This is a genomic window from Nocardioides glacieisoli (genome assembly GCF_004137245.1).
GTDB lineage: Bacteria > Actinomycetota > Actinomycetes > Propionibacteriales > Nocardioidaceae > Nocardioides > Nocardioides glacieisoli.
Window position 1 is genome coordinate 251,154 of the sequence record NZ_SDWS01000004.1, and the last position, 26,772, is coordinate 277,925.

General features: G+C 71.9%; 23 protein-coding genes. 12 read left to right on the forward strand and 11 right to left on the reverse strand.

Annotated elements, in window-relative coordinates; all coding sequences use genetic code 11:
* Nucleotides 1-23: 23 nt before the first annotated feature.
* Both EUA06_RS11015 and EUA06_RS11020 read left to right on the forward strand, forming a co-directional pair.
* Entirely contained in the window at nt 24-1,235 is a 1,212-nt protein-coding gene (locus EUA06_RS11015; protein ID WP_129475492.1) for an MFS transporter, read from the forward strand.
* A complete protein-coding gene (locus EUA06_RS11020) occupies nt 1,232-2,536 on the forward strand; it encodes a D-arabinono-1,4-lactone oxidase (protein ID WP_129475494.1) in 1,305 nt (434 codons plus the stop codon). The genes EUA06_RS11015 and EUA06_RS11020 overlap by 4 nt, the downstream gene beginning before the upstream one ends.
* A 16-nt stretch (nt 2,537-2,552) precedes the next feature.
* Here EUA06_RS11020 and EUA06_RS11025 read toward each other — a convergent pair whose 3' ends face one another.
* Complete coding sequence (locus EUA06_RS11025; RefSeq protein WP_129475496.1) at nt 2,553-3,188, reverse strand: trimeric intracellular cation channel family protein; 636 nt, start codon at nt 3,186-3,188, stop codon at nt 2,553-2,555.
* 175 nt (nt 3,189-3,363) lie between these two features.
* Between EUA06_RS11025 and sepH the strand changes: the two genes are divergently transcribed.
* Complete coding sequence (sepH, locus tag EUA06_RS11030) at nt 3,364-4,344, forward strand: septation protein SepH (RefSeq protein WP_165354349.1); 981 nt, start codon at nt 3,364-3,366, stop codon at nt 4,342-4,344.
* A 9-nt stretch (nt 4,345-4,353) separates the two neighbouring features.
* The gene (locus tag EUA06_RS11035; RefSeq protein WP_129475500.1) at nt 4,354-5,199 is read left to right on the forward strand and encodes an MOSC domain-containing protein; all 846 of its coding nucleotides are present in this window, start codon (nt 4,354-4,356) and stop codon (nt 5,197-5,199) included.
* A 3-nt stretch (nt 5,200-5,202) separates the two neighbouring features.
* On the opposite strand, the gene EUA06_RS11040 is transcribed toward EUA06_RS11035, so the two are convergent.
* A complete protein-coding gene (locus tag EUA06_RS11040; RefSeq protein WP_129475502.1) occupies nt 5,203-6,018 on the reverse strand; it encodes a sulfurtransferase in 816 nt (271 codons plus the stop codon).
* Nucleotides 6,019-6,053: 35 nt separating this feature from the next.
* Here EUA06_RS11040 and EUA06_RS11045 point away from each other — a divergent pair, with 35 nt between their 5' ends.
* Entirely contained in the window at nt 6,054-6,515 is a 462-nt protein-coding gene (locus tag EUA06_RS11045; protein ID WP_129475504.1) for a hypothetical protein, read from the forward strand.
* On the opposite strand, the gene EUA06_RS11050 is transcribed toward EUA06_RS11045, so the two are convergent.
* A complete protein-coding gene (locus tag EUA06_RS11050; RefSeq protein WP_207208309.1) occupies nt 6,495-6,854 on the reverse strand; it encodes a hypothetical protein in 360 nt (119 codons plus the stop codon). The genes EUA06_RS11045 and EUA06_RS11050 overlap by 21 nt on opposite strands.
* 54 nt (nt 6,855-6,908) lie before the next feature.
* Between EUA06_RS11050 and EUA06_RS11055 the strand changes: the two genes are divergently transcribed.
* Together EUA06_RS11055 and EUA06_RS11060 are read left to right on the forward strand one after the other, a co-directional pair.
* A complete protein-coding gene (locus EUA06_RS11055; protein WP_129475506.1) occupies nt 6,909-7,562 on the forward strand; it encodes a thymidine kinase in 654 nt (217 codons plus the stop codon).
* A 116-nt stretch (nt 7,563-7,678) separates the two neighbouring features.
* Complete coding sequence (locus tag EUA06_RS11060; protein ID WP_129475508.1) at nt 7,679-7,933, forward strand: hypothetical protein; 255 nt, start codon at nt 7,679-7,681, stop codon at nt 7,931-7,933.
* 144 nt (nt 7,934-8,077) lie between these two features.
* On the opposite strand, the gene EUA06_RS11065 is transcribed toward EUA06_RS11060, so the two are convergent.
* The 4 genes from EUA06_RS11065 to EUA06_RS11080 all read right to left on the reverse strand — a co-directional run bounded on the left by EUA06_RS11065 (nt 8,078) and on the right by EUA06_RS11080 (nt 12,945).
* Complete coding sequence (locus EUA06_RS11065) at nt 8,078-9,193, reverse strand: alkaline phosphatase family protein (protein WP_129475510.1); 1,116 nt, start codon at nt 9,191-9,193, stop codon at nt 8,078-8,080.
* 7 nt (nt 9,194-9,200) lie between these two features.
* Entirely contained in the window at nt 9,201-9,782 is a 582-nt protein-coding gene (locus tag EUA06_RS11070; protein ID WP_129475512.1) for a DUF5998 family protein, read from the reverse strand.
* 54 nt (nt 9,783-9,836) lie between these two features.
* A complete protein-coding gene (locus tag EUA06_RS11075) occupies nt 9,837-12,557 on the reverse strand; it encodes a bifunctional acetate--CoA ligase family protein/GNAT family N-acetyltransferase (RefSeq protein WP_242498092.1) in 2,721 nt (906 codons plus the stop codon).
* A gap of 79 nt (nt 12,558-12,636) precedes the next feature.
* Nucleotides 12,637-12,945 (reverse strand): GIY-YIG nuclease family protein, encoded by a 309-nt coding sequence (locus EUA06_RS11080; protein ID WP_129475514.1) that lies wholly within the window; start codon nt 12,943-12,945, stop codon nt 12,637-12,639.
* A 311-nt stretch (nt 12,946-13,256) separates the two neighbouring features.
* Between EUA06_RS11080 and EUA06_RS11085 the strand changes: the two genes are divergently transcribed.
* Genes EUA06_RS11085 through EUA06_RS11095 form a run of 3 tightly spaced genes read left to right on the forward strand, consistent with a single transcriptional unit; the run spans nt 13,257 to nt 18,296 of the window.
* Nucleotides 13,257-15,770, forward strand: coding sequence for a DNA gyrase/topoisomerase IV subunit A (locus EUA06_RS11085; RefSeq protein ID WP_129475516.1), 2,514 nt, complete (start codon nt 13,257-13,259; stop codon nt 15,768-15,770).
* 4 nt (nt 15,771-15,774) lie between these two features.
* Nucleotides 15,775-16,494, forward strand: a complete 720-nt coding sequence (locus tag EUA06_RS11090) for an LppX_LprAFG lipoprotein (RefSeq protein WP_129475517.1) — start codon at nt 15,775-15,777, stop codon at nt 16,492-16,494.
* Between the two features lie 8 nt (nt 16,495-16,502).
* Nucleotides 16,503-18,296, forward strand: a complete 1,794-nt coding sequence (locus EUA06_RS11095; protein ID WP_340640790.1) for an MFS transporter — start codon at nt 16,503-16,505, stop codon at nt 18,294-18,296.
* A gap of 36 nt (nt 18,297-18,332) precedes the next feature.
* Here the strand turns inward: EUA06_RS11095 and EUA06_RS11100 are convergent, their stop codons facing one another.
* Nucleotides 18,333-20,168, reverse strand: a complete 1,836-nt coding sequence (locus EUA06_RS11100; RefSeq protein ID WP_129475519.1) for an NAD(P)-binding domain-containing protein — start codon at nt 20,166-20,168, stop codon at nt 18,333-18,335.
* 88 nt (nt 20,169-20,256) lie between these two features.
* On the opposite strand from EUA06_RS11100, the gene EUA06_RS11105 reads away from it, so the two are divergent.
* Together EUA06_RS11105 and EUA06_RS11110 are read left to right on the forward strand one after the other, a co-directional pair.
* Entirely contained in the window at nt 20,257-21,486 is a 1,230-nt protein-coding gene (locus EUA06_RS11105) for a GAF domain-containing protein (protein ID WP_165354350.1), read from the forward strand.
* 31 nt (nt 21,487-21,517) lie between these two features.
* On the forward strand, nt 21,518-22,012 hold the full coding sequence (locus tag EUA06_RS11110; protein ID WP_129475522.1) for a beta-class carbonic anhydrase: 495 nt from the start codon (nt 21,518-21,520) through the stop codon (nt 22,010-22,012).
* 6 nt (nt 22,013-22,018) lie between these two features.
* Here the strand turns inward: EUA06_RS11110 and EUA06_RS11115 are convergent, their stop codons facing one another.
* Genes EUA06_RS11115 through EUA06_RS11125 form a run of 3 tightly spaced genes read right to left on the reverse strand, consistent with a single transcriptional unit; the run spans nt 22,019 to nt 26,634 of the window.
* Entirely contained in the window at nt 22,019-23,509 is a 1,491-nt protein-coding gene (locus EUA06_RS11115) for a fused MFS/spermidine synthase (RefSeq protein WP_129475524.1), read from the reverse strand.
* A gap of 36 nt (nt 23,510-23,545) precedes the next feature.
* The gene (locus EUA06_RS11120; protein ID WP_129475526.1) at nt 23,546-25,054 is read right to left on the reverse strand and encodes an aldehyde dehydrogenase family protein; all 1,509 of its coding nucleotides are present in this window, start codon (nt 25,052-25,054) and stop codon (nt 23,546-23,548) included.
* Nucleotides 25,051-26,634, reverse strand: coding sequence for a GMC family oxidoreductase (locus EUA06_RS11125; RefSeq protein WP_129475528.1), 1,584 nt, complete (start codon nt 26,632-26,634; stop codon nt 25,051-25,053). Before EUA06_RS11125 ends, EUA06_RS11120 begins: the two co-directional genes overlap by 4 nt.
* Nucleotides 26,635-26,772 lie beyond the last annotated feature (138 nt).

Sequence of the window (26,772 nt, forward strand, 5' to 3'; positions counted from 1 at the left end):
TAGACAGACCTACCATCGCCTCGATGCTCGACTCCTACCGCCGGGTGCTGTCCCGCCCCGGCGCCCTCCGCTTCAGCAGCGCGGCGCTCGTCGCCCGGCTGCCCATCTCCATGGTGGGTCTGGGGATCGTCCTGCTCGTCGAGGAGCGGACCGGCTCCTACGGGATCGCGGGCACGGTCTCCGCGGTGTTCGTGCTCGCGGAGGCGGCGTTCGCGGTGCTGCACGGCCGGTGGGTCGACCACTTCGGGCAGTTCCGCGTGCTGCCGATCGCGATCTCGATCTTCGGTGCGGGGCTGGCGTTGATGATGCTCGCGGTCGAGCAGGACTGGCCCCGCGCCCTGACGTACGTCTTCGCGGCCGTCTCCGGTGCCGCCCTCCCCCAGGTCGGGGCGAGCGTCCGGACCCGTTGGTCCCACCTGCTCGACGAGCCCGGCGAGAAGCAGACCGCCTTCGCCCTCGAGGCGGTCCTCGACGAGGTCGTGTTCGTCGTCGGGCCGGTCGTCGTGACCCTGCTGGCGACGAGCTGGCACCCCGTCGCGGGCCTGACCTTCGCGCTCGTCACCGGAGTGCTCGGCACGTTCGCCTTCGCGGTGCAGCGCGGGACCGAGCCGCCCGCCGGGATCGGCACGACGACCGACGGCGTGAGGCCAACGATGCCGTGGCGGATCGTGCTGCCGCTGGCGCTGGTGTGCCTCACCCTCGGCGCGCTGTTCGGCGCTGCCGAGGTCACCACGGTCGCGTTCGCGGAGGAGCAGGGCAAGCGGTGGCTCGCGGGGTGGCTGCTCGCGGCCTGGTCGTTCGGCAGCCTCGTCGCGGGCCTCGTGACCGGCGCCGTCGCCTGGCGGAGCGGACCGGACGTGCGGCTGCGGTGGGGCTCGGCGGCGATGGCTCTGGCGATGGCTCCGCTGATGTTCATCCACTCCATCCCGCTGATGGCGTTGGTGCTCCTCGTCGGCGGGATGGCGATCGCACCCACGATGATCGGTGCGATGACGATGGTCGAGCAGGGGGTGCCGTCGGGCCGGCTCACCGAGGGCATGGCGATCCTGCACACCGGGATCGTCGCCGGGGTCGCGCCGGGCGCGGCCGTCGCCGGCTACGTCGTCGACCACAGCGGCGCCTCGGCGGCGTACGCCGTCGCGCTCGTCGGCGGCGTCCTGGGTGCTCTCGCCGCCCAGACCGCCCGGCCGAAGCGGGTCGCATCCCGGGCGGGATCCCCTAGCCTGCGGGCATGACGACCTGGCGCAACTGGTCCGGCCTCGAGGAGGCGACCCCACGTGAGGTGGAGACGCCGCGGTCGGTGGACGCCGTGGTCGACGTCGTACGCCGTGCACGCGAGGCCCGCACCACGGTCAAGATGACCGGCACCGGGCACAGCTTCACCGCGATCGCCGCCCCCGAGCACACCCTGCTGCTGCCCCCCGGGCTCGACGGCGTCCTCGCCGTCGACCGCGCCGCGATGACCGTGACGGTCCGCGCAGGCACCGTGCTCAAGGACCTCAACCTCGCACTCGAACGGCTGGGCCTGTCGCTGCACAACATGGGCGACATCGCCGAGCAGACCATGGCCGGCGCCACCTCGACCGGCACCCATGGCACCGGCGGGACCGCCGCCGGGCTGGCCGCGCAGCTCGCCGGGCTGGAGCTGGTGACCGGCACCGGCGAGGTCGTCCGGGCATCGGCCGAGGAGAACCCCGACGTCTTCGAGACGGCCCGTGTCGGCCTCGGCGCGCTCGGCATCCTGACCAGCCTCACCTTCCACGTCGAGCCGCTCTTCGTCATCGAGGCGCACGAGCAGCCGATGTCGTGGGACGAGGCGCTGACGTCGTACGACGACATGGTCGAGGCGGCCCACCACGTCGACATGTACTGGTTCCCGCACACCGACCGGATGGTGGTGAAGCAGAACGTCCGCACCGACCTCGCCCCCGGGGAACAGGAGCCGCCGTCGCGGCTGGCCGCGTGGTGGGAGGACGACTTCGTGTCCAACACCGTCTTCGGCGGGCTGTGCCGCATCGGGTCGCGGGCGCCGGGGCTCGTCCCGCGGATCAACCGGGTCGCAGGACGCGCGCTCTCCGAGCGCCGCTACAGCGACCTCGCCCACCGGGTCTTCGTCAGCCCGCGACGGGTGCGCTTCCGCGAGATGGAGTACGCCGTCCCACGTGAGGTGGGCCTCGACGTGCTGCGCGAGTGCCGCCGGGCGATCGAGGCGAGCGACTGGCGGATCGCCTTCCCGGTCGAGATCCGCACCGCGCCCGCGGACGACGTGCCGATGTCCACCTCCTACGGCCGCGACAGCTTCTACCTCGCCTTCCACGTGCCGCACGACACCGACCACCGCGCCTACTTCGGCGGGCTCGAGCCGATCCTGCGCGAGGCCGGTGGGCGACCCCACTGGGGCAAGGTCCACACGCGGTCGGCCGCGGACCTGGCACCGGCGTACGACCGGTTCGAGGACTTCCTCGCGATGCGCGACCGGCTGGACCCCGACCGGGTCTTCGCCAACCCCTACCTCCGGCGCGTGCTGGGGCCCTGAGCTCCGACGCTGCACCTCAGACGTTGGCAGGCCCCTTGGGCAGCGGCGCGCGCCAGCCGCGCACCAGCGCGAGCAGCCGGAAGCCGAGGCAGGTGCTGAACCCGGCCGCCGCCACGACGACGAGCGGTAGGTCGGTCCGGTCGAGCAGGACCGCGACAGCGGCACCCACCAGCGCGGGCGTGGCGTACACGACGCCCTCGAAGATGACCGGGACGTTCCCGGCGAGCACGTCGCGGATCATCCCGCCCCCGATCCCGGTGACCATCCCGAGGAGGGCGGCCGGCAGCGGCTCGAGGCCGTAGTCGACGGCCTTGAGGGCGCCGGTCACGCAGAAGAGCGCGAGCCCGAAGGCGTCGAACAGCGTGATCACCCGCTCGAGACGGCCGATGGACGCGTGGAAGAAGAAGGTCAGCAGGCCGGCCGCGATCGGGACGAGCAGGTAGCGCCAATCCGCGAGCGCCGCGGGCGGCGTGGCCCCGATCAGCACATCGCGGATGAAGCCGCCGCCGAGCCCCGTGACGCCGCCGAGGACGAGCGCCGCGAAGAGGTCGAGGTTCTTGCGCACGGCGACCAGGGCGCCCGACACCGCGAAGACGAAGATACCGGTCAGGTCGAGCACGACCAGGGTCGTGGCGAACTCCGTCTCGGGCACCTCCGAAGGCTAGGGGCAGACTCCTGCGGGGCGCGAAATGACCGTGACTTCCACCGCTCGGCGCGCCGCAGGTGCAACCGGTCGTGAGCGTGCCGCTGGCGTAGGCTCGAGCGAAGGGATGCGCACGGCGCATCCACGCCCACCAGAGAGCAATCCAGGCAGGAGCCCGCCGTCCATGGACAAGCTGACGTTCACCGGACGCAGCGGGGACGGCAAGCGCCTGCTGCTGGTGGACGAGTCGGGCCAGGAACACTCCCTGGCGATCGACGCCCGGCTCCGTCGCGCCCTCTCGGCGCCCGCAAGCGGCCCGAACACCACAGGCCAGTTGGAGATCCCGATGGAATCAAGCCTCCGTCCCCGCGACATCCAGACCCGCATCCGTGCAGGTGAGACGCCCGAGGCGGTGGCCCACGCCGCCGGGACGTCGGTCGAGAAGATCATGCCGTTCGCCGCACCCGTGATGGCCGAGCGCGCCCACGTCGCCGAGCGCGCCCAGCTCGCCTCCGTCCGTCGTCGCGCGGCCGAGTCCGGTGCCCGCACGCTCGGCGAGGCCGTCAGCGCGCACCTGCGCGCGCACAACGTCGACCCCGGTGCCGTCGAGTGGGACGCCTGGCGGCGCGAGGACGGCCGCTGGACCCTGACCGCGTTGTACGACGTCGCCGGCCGCACCGGCACCGGCACCTTCTCCCACGACCCCCGCGGCAACTTCGTGACCGTCGACGACGACGACGCGCGCTGGCTGGTCGGCGACGGCGCACCCGCCGCCGCCAGCACCGAGCCCGCCGCCGACGACCTGGCTGCTGCCCGCCAGCGCCGCCTCAGCTCGGTCGACGAGCCCGCCTTCGGCGACGACGCGATCGAGATGGTCTCCGACAGCGAGACGCAGGCCGAGTCGTCCGCCGAGTCGTCCGCCGAGTCGGACACGGAGACGACGATGGAGATCGGCGGGGCGGCCCTGGGCACCGAGCAGCCCGTCGAGGCCTACCTCGACGACGAGCCCTCCGAGAGCCACGCCCAGGACGACCGGCCCGCAAGCTCGGCCGAGGACGAGTCGGCCGCCGAGGTCCCGGAGCCGCGACGCCCCGCGAAGAAGCGTGGTCGGGCGTCGGTGCCGAGCTGGGACGAGATCATGTTCGGCGGCGGCAAGAACGACTGAGCCGCCTGCATGCCGAAGCTCCTCGGGCTCAACGTCCATCCCCTGAAGTCGGGTGCCATCCGGCCCGTCCGTTCGATCGGCGTGCTTCCTGGCGGGCTGCGCGGCGACCGGACGTGGATGGTCGTCGACGGCGCCGGGCGGCTGGTGTCGGCGCGTGACGTGCACGGGCTGTTCCACGTCGTGGCCGACACCCCCGACACCGACGCTGCGGTCACGTCCGCCCTGCGGCTCCGAAAGCCCGGCCTCCCCGACCTCCACCTCGACGAGCCGGCCGGTGAGCCCGAGCCGGTCCGGCTCTTCTCGCTCGACCTGCTGGCGGTGCCCGCCAGGGCCGACGCCGACGCCTGGATCCGTGCGGCGCTCGACCGCGACGACGTACGCCTCGTGTGGTGCGACGACCCGACCCGCCGCACGCTCCAGCCGGGCTTCTCGCAGCCGGGCGACCACGCCGCCTTTCCCGACTCGTTCCCGGTCACCGTCGCGTCGACGGCATCGCTGCGGCAGCTGAACGACTGGATCGCCGAGCACGCGCTTGAGCTCGGCGAGGAGCCGGCCGCGCCGCTGCCGATGGAGCGGTTCCGCCCCAACCTCGTGGTCGATGCCGACGAGCCCTTCGCCGAGGACCGGTGGGAGGCGCTGACCATCGGCGGGGTGCGGTTCCGGGTGGGCAAGCCAGTCGGCCGCTGCGCGATGACCACGATCGACCCGGCCTCCCTGACCACCGCCAAGGAGCCGATCCGCACCCTGGCCCGGCACCGCCGGTGGGACGGCAAGACCTTGTTCGCCGTGCACCTGGTGCCGGAGGGTTCCGGGATCGTCTCGGTCGGCGACGAGGTCGAGGTCGAGGTCTCCTGACGCTCAGTCCCGCTCGACCGGGCGGTCGGGGTCGGTGATCCAGCCGCTCCAGCTGCCCGGGTAGAGCGCGGCGCTGATGCCGGCGACCTCCATCGCGAGGATGTCGTGCGCCGCCGTGACGCCGGAGCCGCAGTAGGCCGCGACGGACGCTGCAGTGTCGGCCCCGCCGCGGGCGTACGTCTCCCGCAGCGCGGCCGCCGACCGGAAGCGGCCGCTCTCGTCGACGTTGGACGTGGTCGGCACGTTGACCGCACCGGGGATGCGACCGGCCACCGGATCGACGGGCTCGACCAGGCCGGCGAAGCGCTCGGCCGCGCGGGCGTCGACGAGCACGTCGACGCCCATCACGTCGTCGGGCCGCACGACGGGCATCTGCTTGGCGGCGGCGATCGCGAAGTCGCCCCGCTCGGTCTCGACCTCGCCGCTCTCGACCGGGAGCCCGGCCGCGACCCACGCCGACCAGCCGCCGTCGAGGACCCGAACGTCCGGGTGGCCGTGGAAGCGCAGCAACCACCACGCACGCGCTGCCCCGCGGCCTTGCCAGTCGTCGTAGGCCACCACGGTCCGGTCGCCGCGCACGCCGGCGCGACGCATCGCGTCCTCGAAGCGCGCCTCGTCGGGCAGCGGGTGACGACCGCCCTCGCCCGGCGGGTCGGCGAGGTCGCGGTCCATGTCGACGTACGCCGCTCCCGGGACGTGGCCCTCGCGGTGCTGCGCCTCGCCCGGGGGGCCGCCCATGAGGTAGCGCACGTCCAGCACGGTCACCTCGCCGAGGAGGGCAGCGAGCTCGTCCGGGCGGATGAGTGGTCCGTCGGTCATGGAGGCACCCTGCCACGACGTGGCACCCTGACGGCATGGAGCTCGACTGGGCGAGCGGCGACGTCATCCTCGCCGACGGGGTGGAGGTGGCGCGGGCCGACCGGTCGTGGTTCCGCGAGCGCGCCGAGGTGCAGATCGGCTCGCAGCTGTGGGAGTTCCGCTCCAACGGCTGGGGTGGGAGCGAGCTGACCGCGTCGCTGGACGGGACCGTCCACTTCGGCGCGCGGCGCTCGGGCTTCCTCAGCTCGACCTGGACGCTCGACGTGGGTGAGTCGCTCGAGCTGAAGCAGGCCGGCTGGTTCGGGTCCCGCCTCACCCTGTCCCGTGCGGGATCGCCCGTCGGTGAGGCGGCCAGGACCGGGATGTTCACGAGCCGTCCGCGGCTCGGGCTGGTCGAGCCGCTCGAGACCCGGGCGGCGGTGTTCGTCCTGTGGGTCGCCTACGTCGAGCTCAACCGCCAGTCGAGCGACGGCGGTTCAGCGGGCGCCGCCGGCTGACGTTGCGGCGGCCCGGTCGATCGCCTCGATCTCCGCCGCGGCGACGGCCGCGACCTGGACCAGCTCGGCCCGACGACGTGCGGGATCGGACTCGACCAGCGCCTCGAAGACCTCCTCCAGCAGGATCGCGTCCCACGAGTGGGCGCCCGAATCCATCCGCGCGTCGTTCACTGCACGCCACCGCTCGACGACCGGGCGGAACGGCTCGGTCCCGGCCGGCCCGACCGACGGATGGTCCTGGCGACCCCAGCGCGTGACCTGACGCCTGCGCTCGGCGGCGATCTCTCCGGCGATGGCGTCGATCCGCGCGACGTCATCCATCTCGACGGCCTCGTCCATGACCGGCACGGTAGCCGTCGGTGCGGGCCCGCGCTGTGGCAGGATCGCCGGGTCATGGCTGAACTGCACTTCTTCACGGGCACGATGGACTCCGGCAAGTCCACGCTGGCGCTCCAGACCAACCACAACCACGCCGCCCGCGGACGCGTCGGCCGGATCTTCACCACCCACGACCGCTCGGGCACCGCCACGGTGTCCAGCCGGCTGGGGCTCACCCACGAGGCGCTCGAGGTCGAGTCGGACTTCGACTTCTGGCGCTACGTCGTCGACACGCTCACCCGCGGCGGCCGCATCGACTACCTCATCTGCGACGAGGCCCAGTTCTACTCCGCCGACCAGATCGACCAGCTCGCCAAGATCGTCGACGAGCTCCAGATCGACGTCTTCGCCTTCGGCATCCTCACCGACTTCCGCTCGATCCTGTTCCCGGGCAGCGCCCGCCTCGTCGAGCTCGCCGACCGGATGAACGTCCTCCAGGTCGAGGCGCTCTGCTGGTGTGGCAAGCGCGCCACCCACAACGCCCGCACCGAGAACGGCGCGATGGTCGTGGAGGGCGAGGTGATCGTCGTCGGTGACGTCGAGCAGGCCGACGAGCCGCCCGCCGACGTGGCCTACGAGGTCCTCTGCCGCCAGCACTTCCGCCGCCGGCTCACCGCCGACCGCGCCAAGGCCGTCAGCCTCGCCCCGGAGCCGCTCCCCTTCGGCTGACCCGCACCAGCACCTACGATCGAGGCGCGGACGAAGACAGCGCGCTCGGCGCCGCCCGGACTGCCGGGCTGGCGACCCTGGTCATCGGTACGTCGCTCCTGCTGGCGCCGCGACGGGTGGGATCGCTCCGCGGGATCGACTCCGAGCGCACGGCCCGCGCCATCGGCATGGTCGACCTCGCCCTCTCCCCGGGTCTGCTCGTCGGCAACCCGCGCTGGCCCTGGCTGGCCGCCCGAACTCTGGCCAACGTCGCGACCGCAGCCGTCGTCGCGCCTGGCGGCTGGTCGGGCCGGGTGACGGCCGCCTCGCTGCTCGCTCTCACAGCCGTGGACGGGTCGGCCGCTCGGACCCTCCAGCGCCTCGGCCGCTGACCGACTCGCCGCGCACTGGACCTTGAGTCCCTCAGAGACTCAAGGTCCAGGATGACCGACCGACTCGCCCGCAACTGAGCGTTGAGTCCCCCAAAGACTCAAGGTCCAGCAGCGGACCGAGCCACGAGATTCGCCCTCGGGAACTCAGCCCACCAGGATCGGGATCAACATCTCCGTCGAGGTCAGCGAGCCGTGCAGGCCGACGAGCGTGTCCTCGTAGGCGAAGTCGCGCGACGACATGACGCCGAGGTCGTCGTGGCAGGCGACCATCACGTCGCCGAGGCGCGGCAGCACGCCGTGGTCGACGGCGCCGAACCACCCGCGGCCGATCGCGGCCTCCCGGGTCAGCACGGTCGCCCGGTCCCCCAGCACCTCGCCCCACGTGGCGACGACGTCGTCGACGGCCCCGGAGGCGCAGTAGAGGTGTCGGAAGCGCGCCTCGCCACCCAGGAGTGACACCCCGTCGCGCATGCCGTCTACCTCGTCGACGTCGATCCGTGCCTCGCGCGGGCTGTCGACCATGCCGTGGTCGGCGACCACCAGGAGCCGCGTCGACGCAGGGAGCGCCTCACGCATCTGCTCCGCCTCGGCATCGACCATGGCGAGCTGCTGGAGCCACTGGGTCGAGGCCACGCCGAACTTGTGGCCGGTCCAGTCGAGGTCGGAGTCGTAGACGTAGGTCAGCGACGGGTGGTGCGCCGAGGCGCTCACGGTCGCGGCGATCCGCTCGCCGACGCGGTCGGCACCGACGTACGTCGCCCCGCGCTGTGACGCCACGGTCAGGCCGGAGCCGGCGAAGTCGCGCTTGTTGACCGACGTGACGTGCACCCCCGCCCGCGCCAGCCGGCTGAACGCCGTCGGGTGCGGCTGCCAGTCCAGCGGGTCCACGGGCCGGTCCCACGAGAGGTGGTTGAGCAGCTGGTCCGTGCCGGGGATGCGGGCGGTGAAGCCGACGAGCCCGTGGGCCCCCGGCGCCAGGCCGGTGCCGAGCGAGGTCAGCGAGGTCGCGGTGGTCGACGGCACGCCGGCGGTGCCCGTGGCACCGCCCGCCACGAGTGAGGCGAGGTAGGGCGCGGAGTGGCTGTAGCGCTCGAGCAGCTCGGCGCCGAGCCCGTCGACGAGGAAGACGACGTACGACGGCGCAGTGGGCAGCTCGAGCCCCACCGGGTGGCCCTCGAGGTCGGCGCCGAGCGCACGGGCGACGGACGGGATGACGTCCGCGAGCGACCGGTCGCCGTAGGCCGGCGGTGTCAGGGTCACGCGGGTTTCAGCCGCGCGTCCGCGCGGAGAGCGAGTCCGAGAAGGCCAGGAGCGCGCTGACCGCGTCGGCGCCCTCGGCCGCGGCGGAGACCCGCAGCGTGTAGTCGTCGCCGGCGATCGTCCCGGTGTAGCCGTGGTCGGCGTCGCAGCTGGGGTCCGAGCACGCGGCGGGCTCGAGGTCGACCCGTCCCACACCGCCCCACCCGATGGTCAGCACGGCCTCGGCCGGCGGTGCCACGCCCTTCGTCGGGTTGGCGATCATCCGGGTCACGACGACGGTGCGGATGGACGTGAGGGTGACGGCCTCGGTCGTCGTGGACGTGTAGGGCTCGGGCAGCATGTCGTCGCCCGGGTGCTCGTCGGTGTGCGCGATGACGAGGCGGGTCGGCGTCAGGAGGAGCGCGGTCAGGTGCCGGCGTACCTCCTCGTGGTCGAACGTCGTCTCGTGGTGCACGAAGTAGGACAGGACCTCCTCGCCGCCGGCCGCCGAGAACACGCCGTCAGCCACCACCTCGGGGTAGTAGCCGGTGCGGTGGATCGCCTGGCGGAGGTCCTGGGAGACGTCCGCGTCACGGGTCGAGCGGGGCATGCGTGCAGTCTGCCACGCGGCGGCGCGCCCGGATGAGTCCTGCCCGGATCAGGGCTAGTCGGGGATCGTGTCCCCGGGCATCGTGGAGAGCCGTCGGACGAACCAGTCCGAGCGCGGGTCCTTCACCGGCTCCACGCGCACGCTGGCGCCGAGCACGGTCACCCCGCCCGCGCCGGCCAGGACGAGCGGCAGCTGCAGCGCACGCACCTGCGGCAGGTCGTGCTGGAGCTGGGCGACCCGGCGGACCAGGCGCTCGATCTCCTCCACGTCGACGATCTCGCTGCCGCGGTAGCCGAAGAGCAGTGGTGAGGCCTTGATCTCGCGCACCATGTCCTGGGCGTCGTGGTCGGCGAGCGGTGGGATCCGGTAGGACCGGTCGCCCAGCAGCTCGGTCAGCGGCCCGCCGATCCCGAACGACAGCACCGGCCCGAAGAGCGGGTCCTCCATCGTCGCGATGGTGATCGGGACGCCCGGCGGGGCGTTGCGCTGCACCACGAAGCCGGCGCGGTCGGGATCGGTGATGAGCTCGTTGAGCGAGCGCCACGCAGCGGCCATGTCGTCGGCCGAGTCGATGTTGCGCCACACGTGCGCGAGGTCCGGGCGGTCGCGCAGGTGTTCGGCGGTCGCCTTCAGCACGACGTCCCAGCCGAGCGTCTCCCCCGCCGTCGTCGCCTCGTCGAGGCTCTCGACGGCATAGGTGTCCCAGAGGTCGATGCCGTAGGCCTTGAGCAACCGGTGCTGCTCGGGGAAGTCGAGGTCGCGGCCCTCGGGGTGGTTCATCAGCAGCTCGTTGACGAGGTGGCGGGCGCTGTCGCGGTCGACCGGGTCGCTCTCGAGCGGTTCGACGTCGGAGACCGACGTCTGCGGGACGCGGAGCCAGACGGCGTACTCGACGACGTGGGCGAGCGCGCGCACGGCGGCCTCGACGGCGGGGTACGACGGCACGGAGCCGCGGCCGGCCGACGACCCGGCGACGTCGGGCACGCGCAGCAGCTCGGGGACGCCCTCGGTGCCGAGGAACGTGGAGACGATCGGCTTGTCGGACTGCTCGCCGACGGCGGCGAGCACGTTGGCGACCTCCTCGCGGGCGCCCGGGACGTTGAGCGGCGGGATGAAGATCGCGACGACCGCGTCGACCTCGGGGTCGTCGATCGCACCGTCGAGGGCGTCCTCGAAGTCGTCGGACGTCGCGTCGGCGCCGAGCGGCACCTGCTTGTTGACGACCAGGCCGACGGAGTTCGCGGCGTCGGCCGCGAGCAGGCCGAGTGCGTCGGAGTTGCCGACGATCGCGACCCGGCGCCCTCGTGGCAGCGGCTGGTGGGCGAGCAGCTGGGCGACGTCAAACATCTCCTCCAGCGACTCCACCTGGATGATCCCGGCCTGGCGGAACATCGCGTCGACCGCCTCCGCGGGGGCGGCGATCTTCCGGACGGCGTGGCCCATCGGGACGCCCTGCGAGCTGCGACCCGAGCGCACCGCGACGATCGGCTTGCGCCGGCTGACACGCCGGGCGACCCGGGAGAACTTGCGCGGGTTGCCGATCGACTCGAGGTAGAGCAGGACCACCTCGGTGGCGTCGTCCTCCTCCCAGTACTGCAGGAGGTCGTTGCCGGAGACGTCGGCACGGTTGCCCGCGCTGACGAACGTCGTCAGACCGAGGCCGCGATTCTGGACCTTCTCCAAGATGGCCGTGCCGAGCGCGCCGGACTGGCAGAAGAAGCCCGCGCGACCGCGCGGGGGCATCACCGACGACAGAGAGGCGTTGAGCGACACGTCGGGGTCGGTGTTGATGACGCCGAGCGCGTTGGGGCCGATCAGGCGCAGGCCGTAGGACCGGGCGAGCCCGACGAGGCGGCGCTGGCGCATCCGCCCCTCATCCCCCGTCTCGGCGAAGCCCGAGGAGATGACGACGAGGCCGTGGACGCCCTTGGCGGCGCAGTCGAGCACGACGTCCTGAACGGACTCGGCCGGCACGGCGACGATCGCCACGTCCACGTCGCCGGGGATCTCGGCGACGGTCTTCCACGCCGGCATCCCGGCGACCGAGTCGGCGCTCGGGTTGACCACGTGGATGCGGCCCGCGAAGTTGCCCAGCACCATGTGGCGCACCAGCGCGCGCCCGATCGTGTCCTGGCGGCGGCTGGCGCCGATGATCGCGACCGACTTCGGGGAGAAGAAGCGCTCGATGGAGGCGTACTCCGCGCGGTGCTCGCGCTGCTCCATCACGCCGATCGCGGTGTCCGTGGGGTCGATCCGGAAGACCAGCTCCATCACGCCGTCCTCGAACGCGCTCTTCACCTGGTAGCCGGCGTCGCGGAACGTGTGGATCATCGCCTGGTTGTCGGGCAGCACCTCGGCGACGAACTCCTCGACCCCGCGCTCCCGCCCGGCCTGGGCCAGGTGTTCGAGCAGCAGCTGCCCGATCCCGCGGCCCTGGTGCGCGTCCTCGACGAGGAACGCCACCTCGGCGTACCCCGGGCGGATCGTGTCGTAGCGGCCCACCGCGATCATGTGACCGGCGACGAGCAGGATCAGCGCGACCCGGTCGCGGTGGTCCACCTGTGTGAACCGGTCGAGGTCGCGGTCGGAGAGCTCGGGCATCGGCGAGAAGAAGCGGTAGTACTTCGACTGGTCGGAGACCCGGGCGTAGAAGTCGATGAGCAGGTCGCGGTCCTCGGGCTGCATCGGCCTGATGTGCGCCGTACGCCCGTCGCGCAGCAGCACGTCCGCCTCCCAGTGGCGGGGCGGCGTCGGCTCGGCCTCGACATCGGTCACGGCAGCAATGTATCGGCCACGCCCACCCCTTGTTGGTCGAGTAGCCGAGCGAGGAACGAGCCAGGCGTATCGAGACCCCTCAGCCCGGCGGCTCGATCCTGCGGCGCGAGAAGTCCTTCCTGGCCAGGGCGGGCAGCCCCTCGTAGTCCCCTGCGATCAACGCCAGCCGCTTCGCCCGACTCCAGTTCTGGACCTGCTTCTCCCTCGCGAAGGCCTCGGACACGCGTTCGTACTCCTCGTGCCAGACCAGCTCGACCGGCAGCCGCTTCCGCGTGTAGGCCGCACCCATGCCGAGCTGGTGCTGGAACTCGCGCGCGTGCAGGAGGCGGGTGCTGCCGACATAGAAGGAGCCGTCCGAGCAACGGAGCATGTAGACGTAGGCGACCATCGGTCAAGGTTCTCCGTTCGCAGCGAGGCACGACAGCCCGGTCACCGGATCTGTGGACAGGTCTCGATACGCCGCTCGTTCCTCGCGGCTACTCGACCAGCGAGGATCCACACAGCCGGTCGAGTAGTCGAGCGAGGAACGAGCGAGGCGTATCGAGACCCGACGCGACCCGAGTGAGGTCTCGATACGCCGCTCGTTCCTCGCGGCTACTCGACCAACAGGGGCTTGCCCGTGGCTACTCGACCAACGAGGGCGCCCCGCCCGGCGTGCCCCTGCACCGGTGCGGAGGACCACCGGGGAGAATGACGCACATGGCACGACGTACGACGAAGCAGGAGCTCCCGGACGACTTCGAGGAGCACATCCTCGACACCGACATCCGCGACGAGATGCAGACGTCGTTCCTGGAGTACGCCTACTCCGTCATCTACTCCCGGGCGCTGCCCGACGCGCGCGACGGCCTCAAGCCGGTCCAGCGCCGGATCCTCTACACGATGGACGACATGTCGCTGCGTCCCGACCGCGGGCACGTCAAGAGCGCCCGCGTCGTCGGCGAGGTGATGGGCCGGCTGCACCCGCACGGCGACGGCGCGATCTACGACGCCCTGGTGCGGATGGCGCAGTCGTGGTCGATGCGGCTGCCCACTGTCGACGGCCACGGCAACTTCGGCTCGCCCGACGACCCGCCCGCCGCGATGCGCTACACCGAGTGCCGGATGGCGCCAGCCGCGGTCGCGATGACGACGTCGATCCATGAGGACACCGTCGACTTCAAGCCCAACTACGACTCCCGCGAGATGGAGCCGGTGGTCCTGCCATCGGCGATCCCGCACCTGCTGGTCAACGGCTCGGCGGGCATCGCGGTCGGCATGGCCACCAACATCGCCCCCCACAACCTCGTCGAGGTGGTCCAGGCGCTCAAGCACCTGATCAGCCACCCGAAGGCGACCCTCGACGACCTGATGCGCTTCATCCCCGGCCCCGACCTGCCGACCGGCGGCAAGATCGTCGGGCTCGACGGCGTCCGCGACGCCTACGAGACCGGCCGCGGCACCTTCCGGATGCGCGCGACGGCCCGCATCGAGTCGGTCACGCCGCGCCGCAAGGGGATCGTGGTCACCGAGCTGCCCTACGGCGTCGGCGAGGAGCGCGTCGTCGAGCAGGTCAAGAAGCTTGTGCTCGCCAAGAAGCTCCAGGGCATCGCCGACATCAAGCAGCTCGGCGACCGGCACCAGGGCCTCCGCCTGGTGATCGAGGTCAAGAACGGCTTCGTCCCCGAGGCCATCCTCGAGCAGCTCTACCGCCAGACCGCGCTCGAGGACACCTTCGGCATCAACGCGGTCGCACTGGTCGACGGCCAGCCGCGCACGCTGAGCCTCCGCGAGATGCTCGACGTCTTCCTCGGCCACCGCTTCGACGTCGTACGCCGTCGCTCCGCGTTCCGCCGCGGCAAGGCCGCCGACCGGCTGCACCTCGTCGACGGCCTCCTGATCGCCATCCTCGACATCGACGAGGTCATCCAGGTGATCCGCGGCTCCGACAACGCGGCGGCCGCCAAGGAGCGGCTGATCTCGGTCTTCGACCTCTCCGAGCTCCAGGCCGACTACATCCTCGACATGCCGCTGCGCCGGCTCACGAAGTTCTCCAAGCTCGAGCTCGACAAGGAGAAGGAGGAGCTCGAGCGCACGATCGAGCACCTCGACGCGATCCTCGCCGACGAGAAGCTGCTCCGGAAGGTCGTCTCGGACGAACTCACCGAGGTCGCCAAGGAGCACGGCACCCCGCGGCGAACGGTCCTGCTGGGAGCGGCCCCGGCCATCAAGGCGGACACGTCCGTCGAGGTCACGGACGACCCGTGCTTCGTCCTCCTGTCCTCGACCGGGCTCATCGCGCGCACCAGGGACGCGGAGCAGCCGAGCACGGGCGGCGACCGGAGCAACCACGACGTGGTCGTCGCGGCGACCCTCACCACCCGGCGCGGTGACATCGGCCTGGTGACCAACCGAGGTCGCATGGTCAGGATCCCCGTCATCGACATCGCCCCAGAGCTGCCGACCACCGCGAACGACCCCCACGTCGCCGGTGGCGTCCCGCTCAGCGAGCTGGTCGCGCTGGAGGCCGACGAACGGGTCCTCGCCCTCTCGTCGCTGCCCACCGGGGGACCCGGCCTCGCCCTCGGCACCCGCGACGGCATCGTCAAGCGGGTCAACCCCGAGGCCCTCAACCGCGACGAGTGGGAGGTCATCGGGCTCAAGGACGGCGACGAGGTCGTCGGCGCGGTCGAGCTGGCGACCGGCGAGGAGGAGCTCTGCTTCATCTCCACCGATGCCCAGCTGCTCCACTTCTCCGCCTCGGGCGTCCGGCCCCAGGGCAGATCAGGCGGCGGCATGGCGGGCATCAAGCTCGGCGCCGGCGAGAAGGTCGCGTTCTTCGGGGCGTTCGACCCGGCCGATGCCGTCGTGGTGACCGCGTCGGGCTCGTCGACCGCCCTGCCCGGCACCGAGGCCGGGGCCGTCAAGGTCACGCCGTTCGCGGAGTATCCCGGCAAGGGTCGCGCCACCGGCGGCGTCCGCAGCCACCGGTTCCTCAAGGGCGAGGACACCCTCGTCGCGGCCTGGGCCGGCCCCGGTCCGGCCCGCGCCGCGGCCGCCAGCGGCGCCCCCGTCGACCTGCCGGAGGCCAACGGAAGGCGGGACGGTTCCGGCGTACCCGCTGCGCAGCCGATCGCCGCCGTCGCCTCGCCGGTCGCCCTGCAAGTCGCCGGTCAGGTCGACGGGCGCGCGGCCGGATCGACCGACTCCGCGACCGACCCTGTGGAAGGCTGACGCCATGCCCGTTCGCTCCCGCTCCGTCGCTGCCGCCACGGCCGTCCTCTTCGTCGTGCCCGGCCTCGCCGCCTGCTCGGGCGACGAGCCCGATGCCGCGGAGAGCGCGGCCCCCGAGGAGGTGCTCGCCCAGGCCTCCGACACGCTGGTGCAGACCGAGGGCGTGCAGCTCACGCTCAGTGCGGGCACTCTCCCCGAGGGCGTCTCCGGCATCGCGAGGGCCTCGGGCCTCATCACCAGCGCACCGGCCTTCGACGGCTCGCTCACCGTCGTGTTCGCCGGCCAGACCGTGGACGTGCCGGTCATCGCGGTCGACGACAAGGTCTTCGCCCAGCTGCCCTTCACCGGCGGGGCGTGGGACACGGTCAACCCCAAGGAGTACGGCGCTCCCGACCCGACCGACCTGATCGGCCCCGACGGCTTCCCCGGTCTCCTCACGCTGACCGAGTCGCCCGAGGCCGGCGAGAGCGTGCGCGGCGGCTCCGACAACTCCGACATCCTCACGACCTACTCCGGCACCGTCCCCGGCGACGCGATGGACGCGATCATCCCGTCGTCGTCGGGCGACTCGTTCGACGTCGAGTGGCAGGTCAACGACGACGGTGAGCTCACGAAGGCCACGATGGAGGGCGTGTTCTACCCCCGCACCGACCCGATGACCTACACGGTCGAGTTCAGCGACTACGGCACCACCAAGGACATCACGGCGCCGGCACCGAAGTGAGTGACGGCGTGAGCGACGTCGCTGGGCAGGTCGAGGTCTCGCGCGCCTCGCGCGTCCTCCTCGCGATGGCGGCCGTCGCCGTCGCGTTCGCCGCTGCCGACACCTACGTCGTGGTGCTGGCATTGCCCGACATGATGACCGGCGTCGGGGTGCCGATCGACCAGCTCCAGCGCGCCGCCCCGATCGTCAGCGGCTTCCTGCTCGGCTACGTCGCGATGCTGCCGCTGATCGGGCGGATCGCCGACCTGCGTGGGCGGGTGCCGGTGCTCGTGATGTCGCTCGTGCTGTTCGCGCTCGGCTCCCTCATCACCACGCTCGCCTACGACATGCCCAGCATCGTCGGCGGCCGCTTCCTGCAGGGCGTCGGGGGTGGCGGGCTGGTGCCCGCGACCCTCGCGCTCGTCGCCGACCTCTACCCGGTCGATCGCCGCGGCATCCCGCTCGGCGTGGTCTCCGCCGTGCAGGAGATCGGCTCCGTGCTCGGCCCGCTCTTCGGCGCCGCGGTCCTCGCCGTGTCGGACTGGCGGGCGATCTTCGCGATCAACCTCGCCGTCGGGCTGGTCCTCGCCGCGGCGATCCGCGCCCTCGCACCCCGTGCCTCCGCTTCGACGGGTGAGGAGCCAGAACAACGAGCCTCGAGACCACGCGTCCCCGACCTCGTCGGCGTGCTCCTGCTCCTCGCCACCTTCGCCGCGGGCGCCATCGTCTTCCTGCGGCCCTCAGGCCTCATGCGCGACCTGACCTGGGGCCAGCTCTTCATCCCCTACGCCGGCGACGGCCGATGGCTGACGCCGATCGGCACGATCACGGTCGCGGTGCTCGTGCTGCTCCTCGCCTGGTGCTGGTTCGCCCCGCGTCCGCTGCTCGACCTCCGGGGCTGGGTGCGGGTGCTGGTCGAGGCCGACCTCGTCGGCGCCCTGCTCCTCGCCCTGGCGCTCGGCGGCGTGATCCTCGCCTTCGCCACCGCCGATCCCAAGATCGAGGTGTTCTCGCCCCGCGGCCGGTGGTACCTCCTCGGCGCCGTCGTCGCCGCCGCGGCCTTCGCCTGGCACGTCCGTCGCGCGGCCAACCCGCTCGTGCCGCGGGGCGCCCTGCGTCGTACGCCGGCGTGGGGGGCGCTGCTCGTCAGCTTCTTCGTCGGCGCCGCGCTCATCGCGGCGCTGATCGACATCCCGCTGTTCGCGCGGACGACGGTCTACCCCGACGACCAGCTCCCGGCGGCGCTCGTGCTCGTGCGCTTCCTGCTCGCCCTGCCGGTCGGTGCGGTGGCGGGCGGGTACCTGATCCGCTTCCTCTCCCCCGGCGTCGTCACCGCGGTCGGGATGCTGATGGCAGCGGCCGGTTTCGTGCTGATGACCCGCTGGGGGCTGACCACGCTCGAGGAGCCGATCGCCAACGTCGCGCTCGTCGTCGGCGGGCTGGGCTTCGGCCTCGCCCTGGCGCCGGTCAACGCCGCCCTGCTCGCCTTCACCGACGACGACGTGCACGGCGTCGCCACCGCCTTCGTCGTCGTCTCGCGGATGGTCGGGATGCTCATCGGCATCTCGGCACTCACCACGATCGGGCTCCGGCGCTACTACGCCGAGCAGAAGGTCGTCCCTCCCGTCCAGGAGGTGTGCGACGGCAGGAGCAGGTGCAAGGAGTTCTCCGACCTGCTGCGCGTCGCGGGCATCGCCCAGGAGCACGCGGTCTTCTGGGGGGCCGCGGGCTGCGCAGTGGTCGCCGCGGTGCTGGCGCTCGTGCTGTTCCGCGGCGTGCGCGTCGACCGGGTCAGCACCCGCGAGGTCATCTCGACCCACTGACCCCGCGGGCACCGCCCGGCCGGTCGCGCCGGGTGCTCACGAGGTGTGATGGACCTCCTGGAGGCCATGGACCGGTGTCTCGATCCCCTCGAACCGCGCCTTGAGCTGTAGCGCGAGGTAGAGCGAGTAGTGGCGCGACTGGTGCAGGTTGCCGCCGTGCATCCACAGGTGGTCCACCTGCGTGGGCTTCCACATGTTGCGCTGCTCGCCCTCCCAGGGACCGGGGTCCTTGGTGGTGTCGGAACCCAGGCCCCACACCTTGCCCAGCCGGTCGGCGGTCTCCTGGTCGACGAGGTCGGCCACCCACCCGTTCATCGAGCCGTAGCCGGTGGCGAAGACGACCACGTCGGCGGGCAGCTCCGTGCCGTCGGCCAGCACCACCGCGTCCTCGGTGAGGTGGTCGATCTGACCCTTGACCAGCTTCACGTCGCCGTTCGCCACCAGCTCGGCGGCGCCGACGTCGATGTAGTAGCCCGAGCCGCGCCGGAGGTACTTCATGAACAGCCCCGAGCCGTCGTCACCCCAGTCGTGGTCGAAGCCGGACGCCTCGAGCCGCTCGTAGAAGTCCTTGTCGCGCTCCGCCATCGCCTCGTAGGCCGGGATCTGGAACGTGTGCAGGATCCGGTAGGGCAAGGAGGCGAAGATCAGGTCCGCCTTCTCGGTGGTCACCCCGGCCGCCACGGCGCGCTCGGAGTAGAGATCGCCCAGCCCGATGTCCATCAGGCTGTCGCTCTTGACGATGTGCGTCGAGCTGCGCTGGACCATCGTCACGTCGACGTCGTTCTCCCACAGCGCGCCACAGATGTCGAAGGCGGAGTTGTTGCTGCCGATCACCACGACCTTCTGCCCGGTGTAGGCGTCCGGGCCGGGGTGGGCCGACGAGTGGTGGGTGTCGCCGCGGAAGACGTCGAGGCCGGGGACGTCGGGGACGTTGGGCTTGCCGGACATGCCCGTCGCGAAGACCAGGTGGGTCGGACGCAGCGTCAACGGCTTGCCCTCGCGCTCGACCTCGACGGTCCACTCCTCCGTCTCCTCGCTGTAGGACGCACTGGTGGCGGTCGTGCTCGACCAGTACGGCACCTCCATCACCTTCGTGTACGCCTCGAGCCAGTCACCGACCTTGTCCTTGGGTGCGAAGACCGGCCAGTTGTCGGGGAACTTCAGGTAGGGCAGGTGGTCGTACCAGACCGGGTCGTGCAGGCACAGCGACTTGTAGCGGTTGCGCCACTGGTCGCCGGGCCGCGGGTGCTTGTCGATCACCAGGCTCGGTACGCCGAGCTGGCGCAGTCGCGCGCCGAGGGCGATGCCGCCCTGGCCGCCCCCGATCACCAGGACGTAGGGCTGGGTCGTGGTGCCGAGACTCTCCGCCTCCTGCTGCCGGCGCTCGAGCCACGTCTGCCGGCTCTTGTCCGCGCCGTGCTCAGCGCCGCGGGGTCGGTGCTCGTTGCGCGGCTCCTCATGGCCCTTCAGCTCGTAGAGCGTGGTGAGGAAGGTGAACGCGCGGTGCTCGCCCTCCTCCTCGACCAGGCGCAGCAACCCGCGTCCGCGCCCGACCCCCGTCTCGAAGACGAACCACGCCGTCACGACGCCGTCGGCCTCGTCCGCCGGCTCGTCGAGGGCGAAGCCGGACGGGTCGGTCCCAGCGAGGGTGCCGGAGAGCAGGTCGGTGACTCCCCCGCGCCCCTCCACCGTGGTGAGGTTCCAGCTGAAGGCCACCAGGTCGCGCCACCAGGACTCGGTGGCGAACATGCCGGCTGCCGCCGGCACGTCGCGGGCCTCGAGGGCGGCCTCGAAGGCGTCGAGCCAGGCGGTGGCGACCTCGCTCGGGTCGCCGGCGGTGGGGGTGGCGGGGGCATCGATGGTCTGGGTCATGGCGTCTCCTTCCGACGTGACCCACGACACACCCGCCAGTAGGATCGGCGGAAGGGTTGCACGGGGTTGCAAACGGACGGGAGTCGACATGGGCGCGGACGCTCGAGCCGCTCGCCCCACCCGCGACCAGGCCCTCGCCGGACGACCCGACGCGGCCGCCCGGCCCGAGATCAGCGCGTCGTGGCGCCGGGTGCGTGCCGGCGGTCTCGCCCCCGGCGCCGAGCCGGCCGTGGCCCCGCTCTCGGAGGCGGAGATCGCCACCCGGCGCACGTCGAGCGCACTGGCACCCCTGATGCCCAGCATCACCGCGTCCCTGGAGCCCGTCGTCGACGACGGCCTGCTCCTGGTCCTGACCGACGTCGACGGCCGCGTGCTGTGGCAGCGCGGTCGCGCCGGCGTACGCCGTCTCGCCGACACCCTCGGCTTCGTGCCGGGCTCGGCGTGGACCGAGGTCAACGTCGGCACCAACGCCATCGGCACCTGCTTGGTGGTCGGCGAGCCCGTCCACATCCGCGGACCGGAGCACTACGTCGAGTCGCACACGCGGTGGAGCTGTGCGGCGGCGCCCGTCCTGGACCCGTGGACCGGGGAGACGCTGGGCGCGATCGACATCAGCGGTCCGGCACAGTCGGTGCAGCGCTCGGTGCTGGCCCTCGTCGGCGTCACGGCCCGGCTCGCGGCCGCCGAGGTGCGCGCCGACCACGCCCGCGCCCTGGAGCGGCTACGTGCCCACGCCGCACCCGTGGTCGCGCGGGTCGGCGGACGCGCGCTGGCCATCGATCCGGCCGGCCACGTCGCCGCCGCCACCGGCTTCAGCGCACCCGAGCGGCTGGTGCTCCCTGCCGACCTCTCCACGTCGTGCACCTGGCTGCCGACCCTCGGAGCGGTGAGCGTCGAGCCGCTGCCGGGTGGGTGGCTGGTGCGGCTCGGCGGCGAGACGGCGCAGGCGACCGAGCTCGTGCTGGACCTTTGCGGACAGCCGGTCCTGCGCGTCCGGACGACGAGCCACACCTGGGAGTACCGGCCCAGCCCCCGGCACGCCGAGATCCTGCTGGCGCTGGTCCGAGCGCCGGAGGGACGGACCGCGGCCGAGCTGGCGGCGGACCTCTTCGCCGACCCGACCCGCCTGGTCACGGTCCGCGCGGAGGTGTCGCGACTGCGCCGCACCCTCGGCTCGGTGCTGGAGGCCCGCCCCTACCGGATCGCGCCCGGTGTCCGGGCCACCGTGCTGCTCCCGGTCGACGGCCCGGCGATCGTCGGCTCGAGCGCCCCGGTGGTGTGGTCCACCGGAGCGTCCGCGGTGCGAGGCCCCTCGTGAGGAGTCCCGCCCGAGCGCTAACCTGCGATCCGTGGACGACTTCGACGACCTGATCGCGGCCAACAAGGACTTCGCCGAGCACTTCGACCTCGGCGGCTTCGACGGCAAGGCGCATGCCGGCATCGCGCTCGTGACGTGCATGGACTCGCGCATCGACCCGCTGCGGATGCTCGGGCTCGAGCACGGCGACGCCAAGATCTTCCGCAACCCCGGTGGTCGCGTGACGCCCCAGGCGCTCGAGGCGCTGGTGCTCGGCGTCCACCTCCTCAACGTCCAGCGCATCCTGGTCGTCCCGCACACCCGGTGCGCGATGGCGTCGGCGTCCGAGGCGGACCTGCGCGTCAAGGTCGGCAAGTCGGCCGGCGTCGATGCCAGCTGGCAGTCCTTCGACGTGGTCACCGACCAGCTCGACCAGCTGCGCCAGGACGTCGCCAAGGTGCGTACGCACCCGCTGATCGGCGAGCGCGCCCAGGTCGGCGGGTTCCTCTACGACGTCGACACGGGGCTGCTGACCCAGCACGCCTGACTCGCGTCAGCTCACGTAGGGCTGCAGCAGCTGGTCCACCGGTGCGTGGTCGTCGGTGAGCACCTCGGCGTCACCGACCCAGCTGTCGAGGCCCGGGCCCGTGAGCACGGTCCACCCCGTCCCGCGCTCGGACAGCCGCTCCTGCAGGGCGTCGAGGTCGACCGGTCGGTCGCCCGCGAGCGCCACCAGGTTCCCGCCGCGTCCGGGGGCGGGCTCGCCGAGGTCGACCGGTTCGCCGAGCACCGCGACGTGCTCGAACGCCTCGCGGAGCGTGGCGACCTCGGCGCGGGCGAAGGCCAGGTCGCCGTAGTCGATCAGGTTCGCCACGTAGAGGCCGTCGTCGTCGAGCACCCGCTCGATCCCGGCGACCGCCTCCCGCGTGGTGAGGTGCCACGGCACGCTGACGCCGCCGAAGGCGTCGCCGACGACGAGGTCCCGGCTCGCCTCCTCGAGCCTCGCGAGCCCGAGGCGGCCGTCCTCGACGCGCACCTCCGCCACCGCCTCGTCGAGCGCGAGGAGCTGCCGGTCGACCCGCACCACCCCGCCGTCGATCTCCGAGACCACGCTGTCCGTGCCCGGCCGGACGGCGGCCAGGTAGCGCGGCAGCGTCAAGCCACCGCCACCCAGGTGGTACGCCCGCAGGGGCTCGTCCGGCGCGAACGCCACGTCGCTGACCGAGGCGATGGCGCGCACGTAGGCGAACTCGAGGTGTGTGGGGTCCTCGAGGTCGACGTAGGAGTGACGCAACCCGTCGAGCACGAGCGTGCGACCCGACTCGCGACCGGGATCGGCCACGACCTCCGCGCAGTGGTACGTCGTCTCGGCATCGCACCCGCCCGGGCCCAGCGCGGCCGCGAGGCCACCGACGACCACCACCGCAGCCGCAGTCCCGGTCCCGCGGCCGACGCGCCTACGCAGCAGCACCTCGATGACGACGGCGCCGATCACGAGCAGCAGGCCGAGCGCCAACAGGATCGTGCTGACCCGCAGGCGCGAGACGAGGACGAAGCCCGTCACGACCGTTCCGGCGATCGCCCCGACGGTGCCGATGCCCGACAACCGGCCCACGACCGTGCCCGTCCGGTCGAGGGACTGCAGCTGGAGCTTGGTGACCATCGGTGTCACTGCCGAGAGCAGGGCTCCGGGAACCAGGATCGTCACCGCAGCGACGAGCAGCACTGCGCCCCCACCGGAGGCTGACGCAGACTCACCCGCCCCGCGGACCGCGAACGGCGTCACGGCCACCACCGCCCCGGACACCCCGAGGAGCGGGGCGAGCACGCGACGCGGGTCGACGAGGTCGGCGTAGGTCCCACCGGCCCACGATCCGGCCGCGATGGCGGCGAGTGCGATGCCGATCACCATGGTGCTCGTCTCGAGCGTCAGCCCCAGGTACGGAGCGAGCAGGCGGAGCGCGGTGAGCTCGACCACCAGCACGGCTGCCGACGACAGGAACACCAGCGCCGCAGCCGTCCGCTCACCCAGGTCCGCACGCATGGTGGCGAGCCTAGGGCGTGGGCACTGGCGACTCGGTCACCGCAGGGTCTGCTTGCCCCCGTGCAGGAGCGTGATGAGCTGGGCGACCTTGCCGTCCGTGGCGGAGTCGCGCGCGAACGACGTCAGGTTCATCACCGGTGCGAACTTCTGCCGCGTGATCGCCTTGGCGTACGTGAACTCGCGGAGGCCGTCGGGACCGTGGATCCGGCCGAAGCCCGATTGCCCGACGCCGCCGAAGGGCAGGCCCGGGACCGCGGCGAAGGCGATGACACTGTTGACCGACGTCATCCCGGAGCGGATCCGCCGAGCGATCGACAGGCCGTTGGCCTTGGAGAACACCGCGCCGGCGAGGCCGTACTCGGTCGCGTTGGTGAGGCGCACGGCCTCATCCATGCTGGCGACGGGATTGATCGCCAGCGTCGGGCCGAAGGTCTCCTCGGTGATCTCCGTGGAGTCCTCGGGGACGTGGGTCAGGATCGTGGGCTGGACGAAGCGCTCCCCCACGGCGTCGGACCCGCCGAGCGCGACCTTCGCCCCGCGGGCGATCGCGTCGTCGATGTGGCTCTTGATGACGCCCAGCTGCGACGGCATCGTGATCGGCCCGATCTTGGCACCGGAGTCGGACCCGGCTCGCAGGCCGTCGGCCTGCGCCAGGATCTCGGTCATGAAGGCGTCGAAGACGTTCTGGTGGACGTAGACGCGCTCGGTGCCGATGCAGGTCTGCCCGGCGTTGGACATCCCGCCCCACAGGGCTGCCTCGGCCGCCTTGGACAGGTCTGCGTCCTCGTCGACGATCAGTGAGTCCTTGCCGCCGGCCTCGATCACGACGGGGGTGAGGTTCTCGGCACAGGCCGCCATGACCAGCTTGCCGGTGCGGCCGGAGCCGGTGAACGCGAGCTTGTCGATCCTGGCCCGGCACAGGGCGTTGCCGGTGTCGCCGAGGCCGGTCACCACCTGCAGGACGTCACGGCCGTGCACCACCTCGCGGAAGGAGTCAGCCAGCCACTGGCCGACGCCGGGGGTGTACTCGCTGGGCTTGAACACCACGGCGTTGCCGGCGGCGAGGGCGTACGCGATCGATCCCATCGGAGTGAAGACCGGGTAGTTCCACGGGCCGATCACGCCGACCACGCCGAGCGGGTGGTACGCCACGGTGGCCGCCTGGTTGGCCATCAGCAGGCCGGACGAGACCTTGCGGGGGCCGAGCACCTTCTTGGCGTTCTTGGCCGCCCACGCGATGTGGTCGATGGCGAGGACGATCTCGAGCTGCGCATCACCGTGGGGCTTCCCGGTCTCGCGGTGGGAGATGTCGGCCAGCTGGGCGATGCGGCGGGTGATGACCGAACGCCAGGTGAGCAGGAAGTCCGCGCGCTCGTCGAACGACAGGTTCCCCCACCAGTTCACCGCCTCGCGCGCCCGGGCCACGGCGGCGTCGACCTCCTCCGCGCCCATGACGGGGTGTGTGCCGACCACGTCACCGTTGGCCGGGTCGAGCGAGTCGAAGGTCTCGGCGGACGTGACGGTGGGGTCGAGCGTGGCGGTCATCGTGACTCCTTGATGAGGTCGGCGCACTTCTCGCCGATCATGACAGTGGGGGCGTTGGTGTTGCCGCGCGGGACGCGAGGCATGACGGAGGCGTCGGCGACCCGGAGGCCCTCGACGCCGTGGACCCGGAGCTCGGGATCCACGACGCTGCCCTCGACCGTGCCCATCGCGCAGGTCGCCACCGGGTGGTAGAGCGTCTGCCCGAGGCGGCCGATCCCCTCGATGATGTCGTCGTCGGAGGGGTCGGCGGAGGCCGGGATCCAGGGCTCGTCGACGTACTTCGCGATCGGTCCCTGGCGGAGGATCTCGAGGGCGGTGCGGAAGCCCCCGATCATCGCCTCGAGGTCGGCGCGGTCGTCGAAGTAGCCGGGGTCGATCTCGGGATGCCAGGTCGGGTCGGCCGAGCGCAGCTTGACGTGGCCCGAGCTCTGCACGTTGACCAGCGTGACCGCCGTCGTCAGGGCACGGCGTACGGGCTCGTGCATGCCGTTGTCGTAGAAGCCGGTGGGCGCGACGTGGAGCTGGATGTCGGGGAGCTCGAGGTCGTCGCGGGAGGCGTAGAAGGCTCCTGTCTCCGCGACGTTGGAGCTCAGCGGCCCCTTGCCTGTCGCCTTCCACTTGATCAGGTTGCCGACCCCGAGCATCTCGGCGACGTCGGTGGTGTCCTTGGTGTAGCTGAGAACACCGCCCACGGGGTGGTCCTGCAGGTTCTGGCCCACGCCGGAGGACTCGACGGCGACGTCGATGCCCATGTCGCGCAGGTGGGATCCGGGACCGATTCCCGACAGCATCAGCAGCTGCGGGCTGTTGATCGCGCCGCCGCTCAGGACGACCTCGGCGTTCGCGCGTACGACGTGGTGCTCGCCGCCGCGGGTGTAGGCGACACCGACGGCCCGGGTGCCCTCCAGGACGATCCGCGTGACGAAGGCCTCGGTGCGGACCGTGAGGTTGGGGCGGCACTCGGCCGGGTGGATGTAGGCGTCGGCGACGGACCAGCGGCGGCCCTTCTTGCACGTCACCTGGTAGAGGCCGATCCCCTCCTGCTCGGCTCCGTTGAAGTCGTCGTTGCGCTTGAGCCCGGCCGCGACGCCGGCCTCGATGAACGACGTGCTGAGCTCGTGGTTGTAGGTCCGGTCCTCCACGTGGAGCGGGCCGTCGGTGCCGTGGAAGCGACCCCCGAGGCGGGTGTTGCCCTCGGCCTTGACGAAGTAGGGCAGGACGTCGTCGAAGCCCCACCCGGTCGCGCCGTAGGCGTCGCGCCACTCGTCGTAGTCGGCGTGGTTGCCGCGGATGTAGATCATCGCGTTCATCGAGGAACAGCCGCCGAGGGCCTTCATCCGCGGCCAGTAGGCCCGGCGTCCGTCGAGGTGCTTCTGCGGCGTCGTCTCGTAGTTCCAGTCCCACTTGGTCTTGAAGAGCGCCGAGAACGCCAGCGGGATGTGGATGTTGTCGTCGTCGTCGGCCGGACCGGCCTCCAGCAGGAGCACGGAGACGTCCGGGTCCTCGGTCAGCCGCGCGGCGACGACGCCCCCGGCGCTGCCCGATCCGATGACGACGTAGTCGAACTTCTCGTCGGGCATGTGCTCCCTCTCGACCTGCTATGACGCGGGCCACAAACCTACTGAGAGGCAGACCGCGCCACAACCACTGTCACGGTCGGGTCCGCCCGACGCTGACGTCCGGTCGACCTCCAGGAGGACGCGTCAAACGTGCGTGAT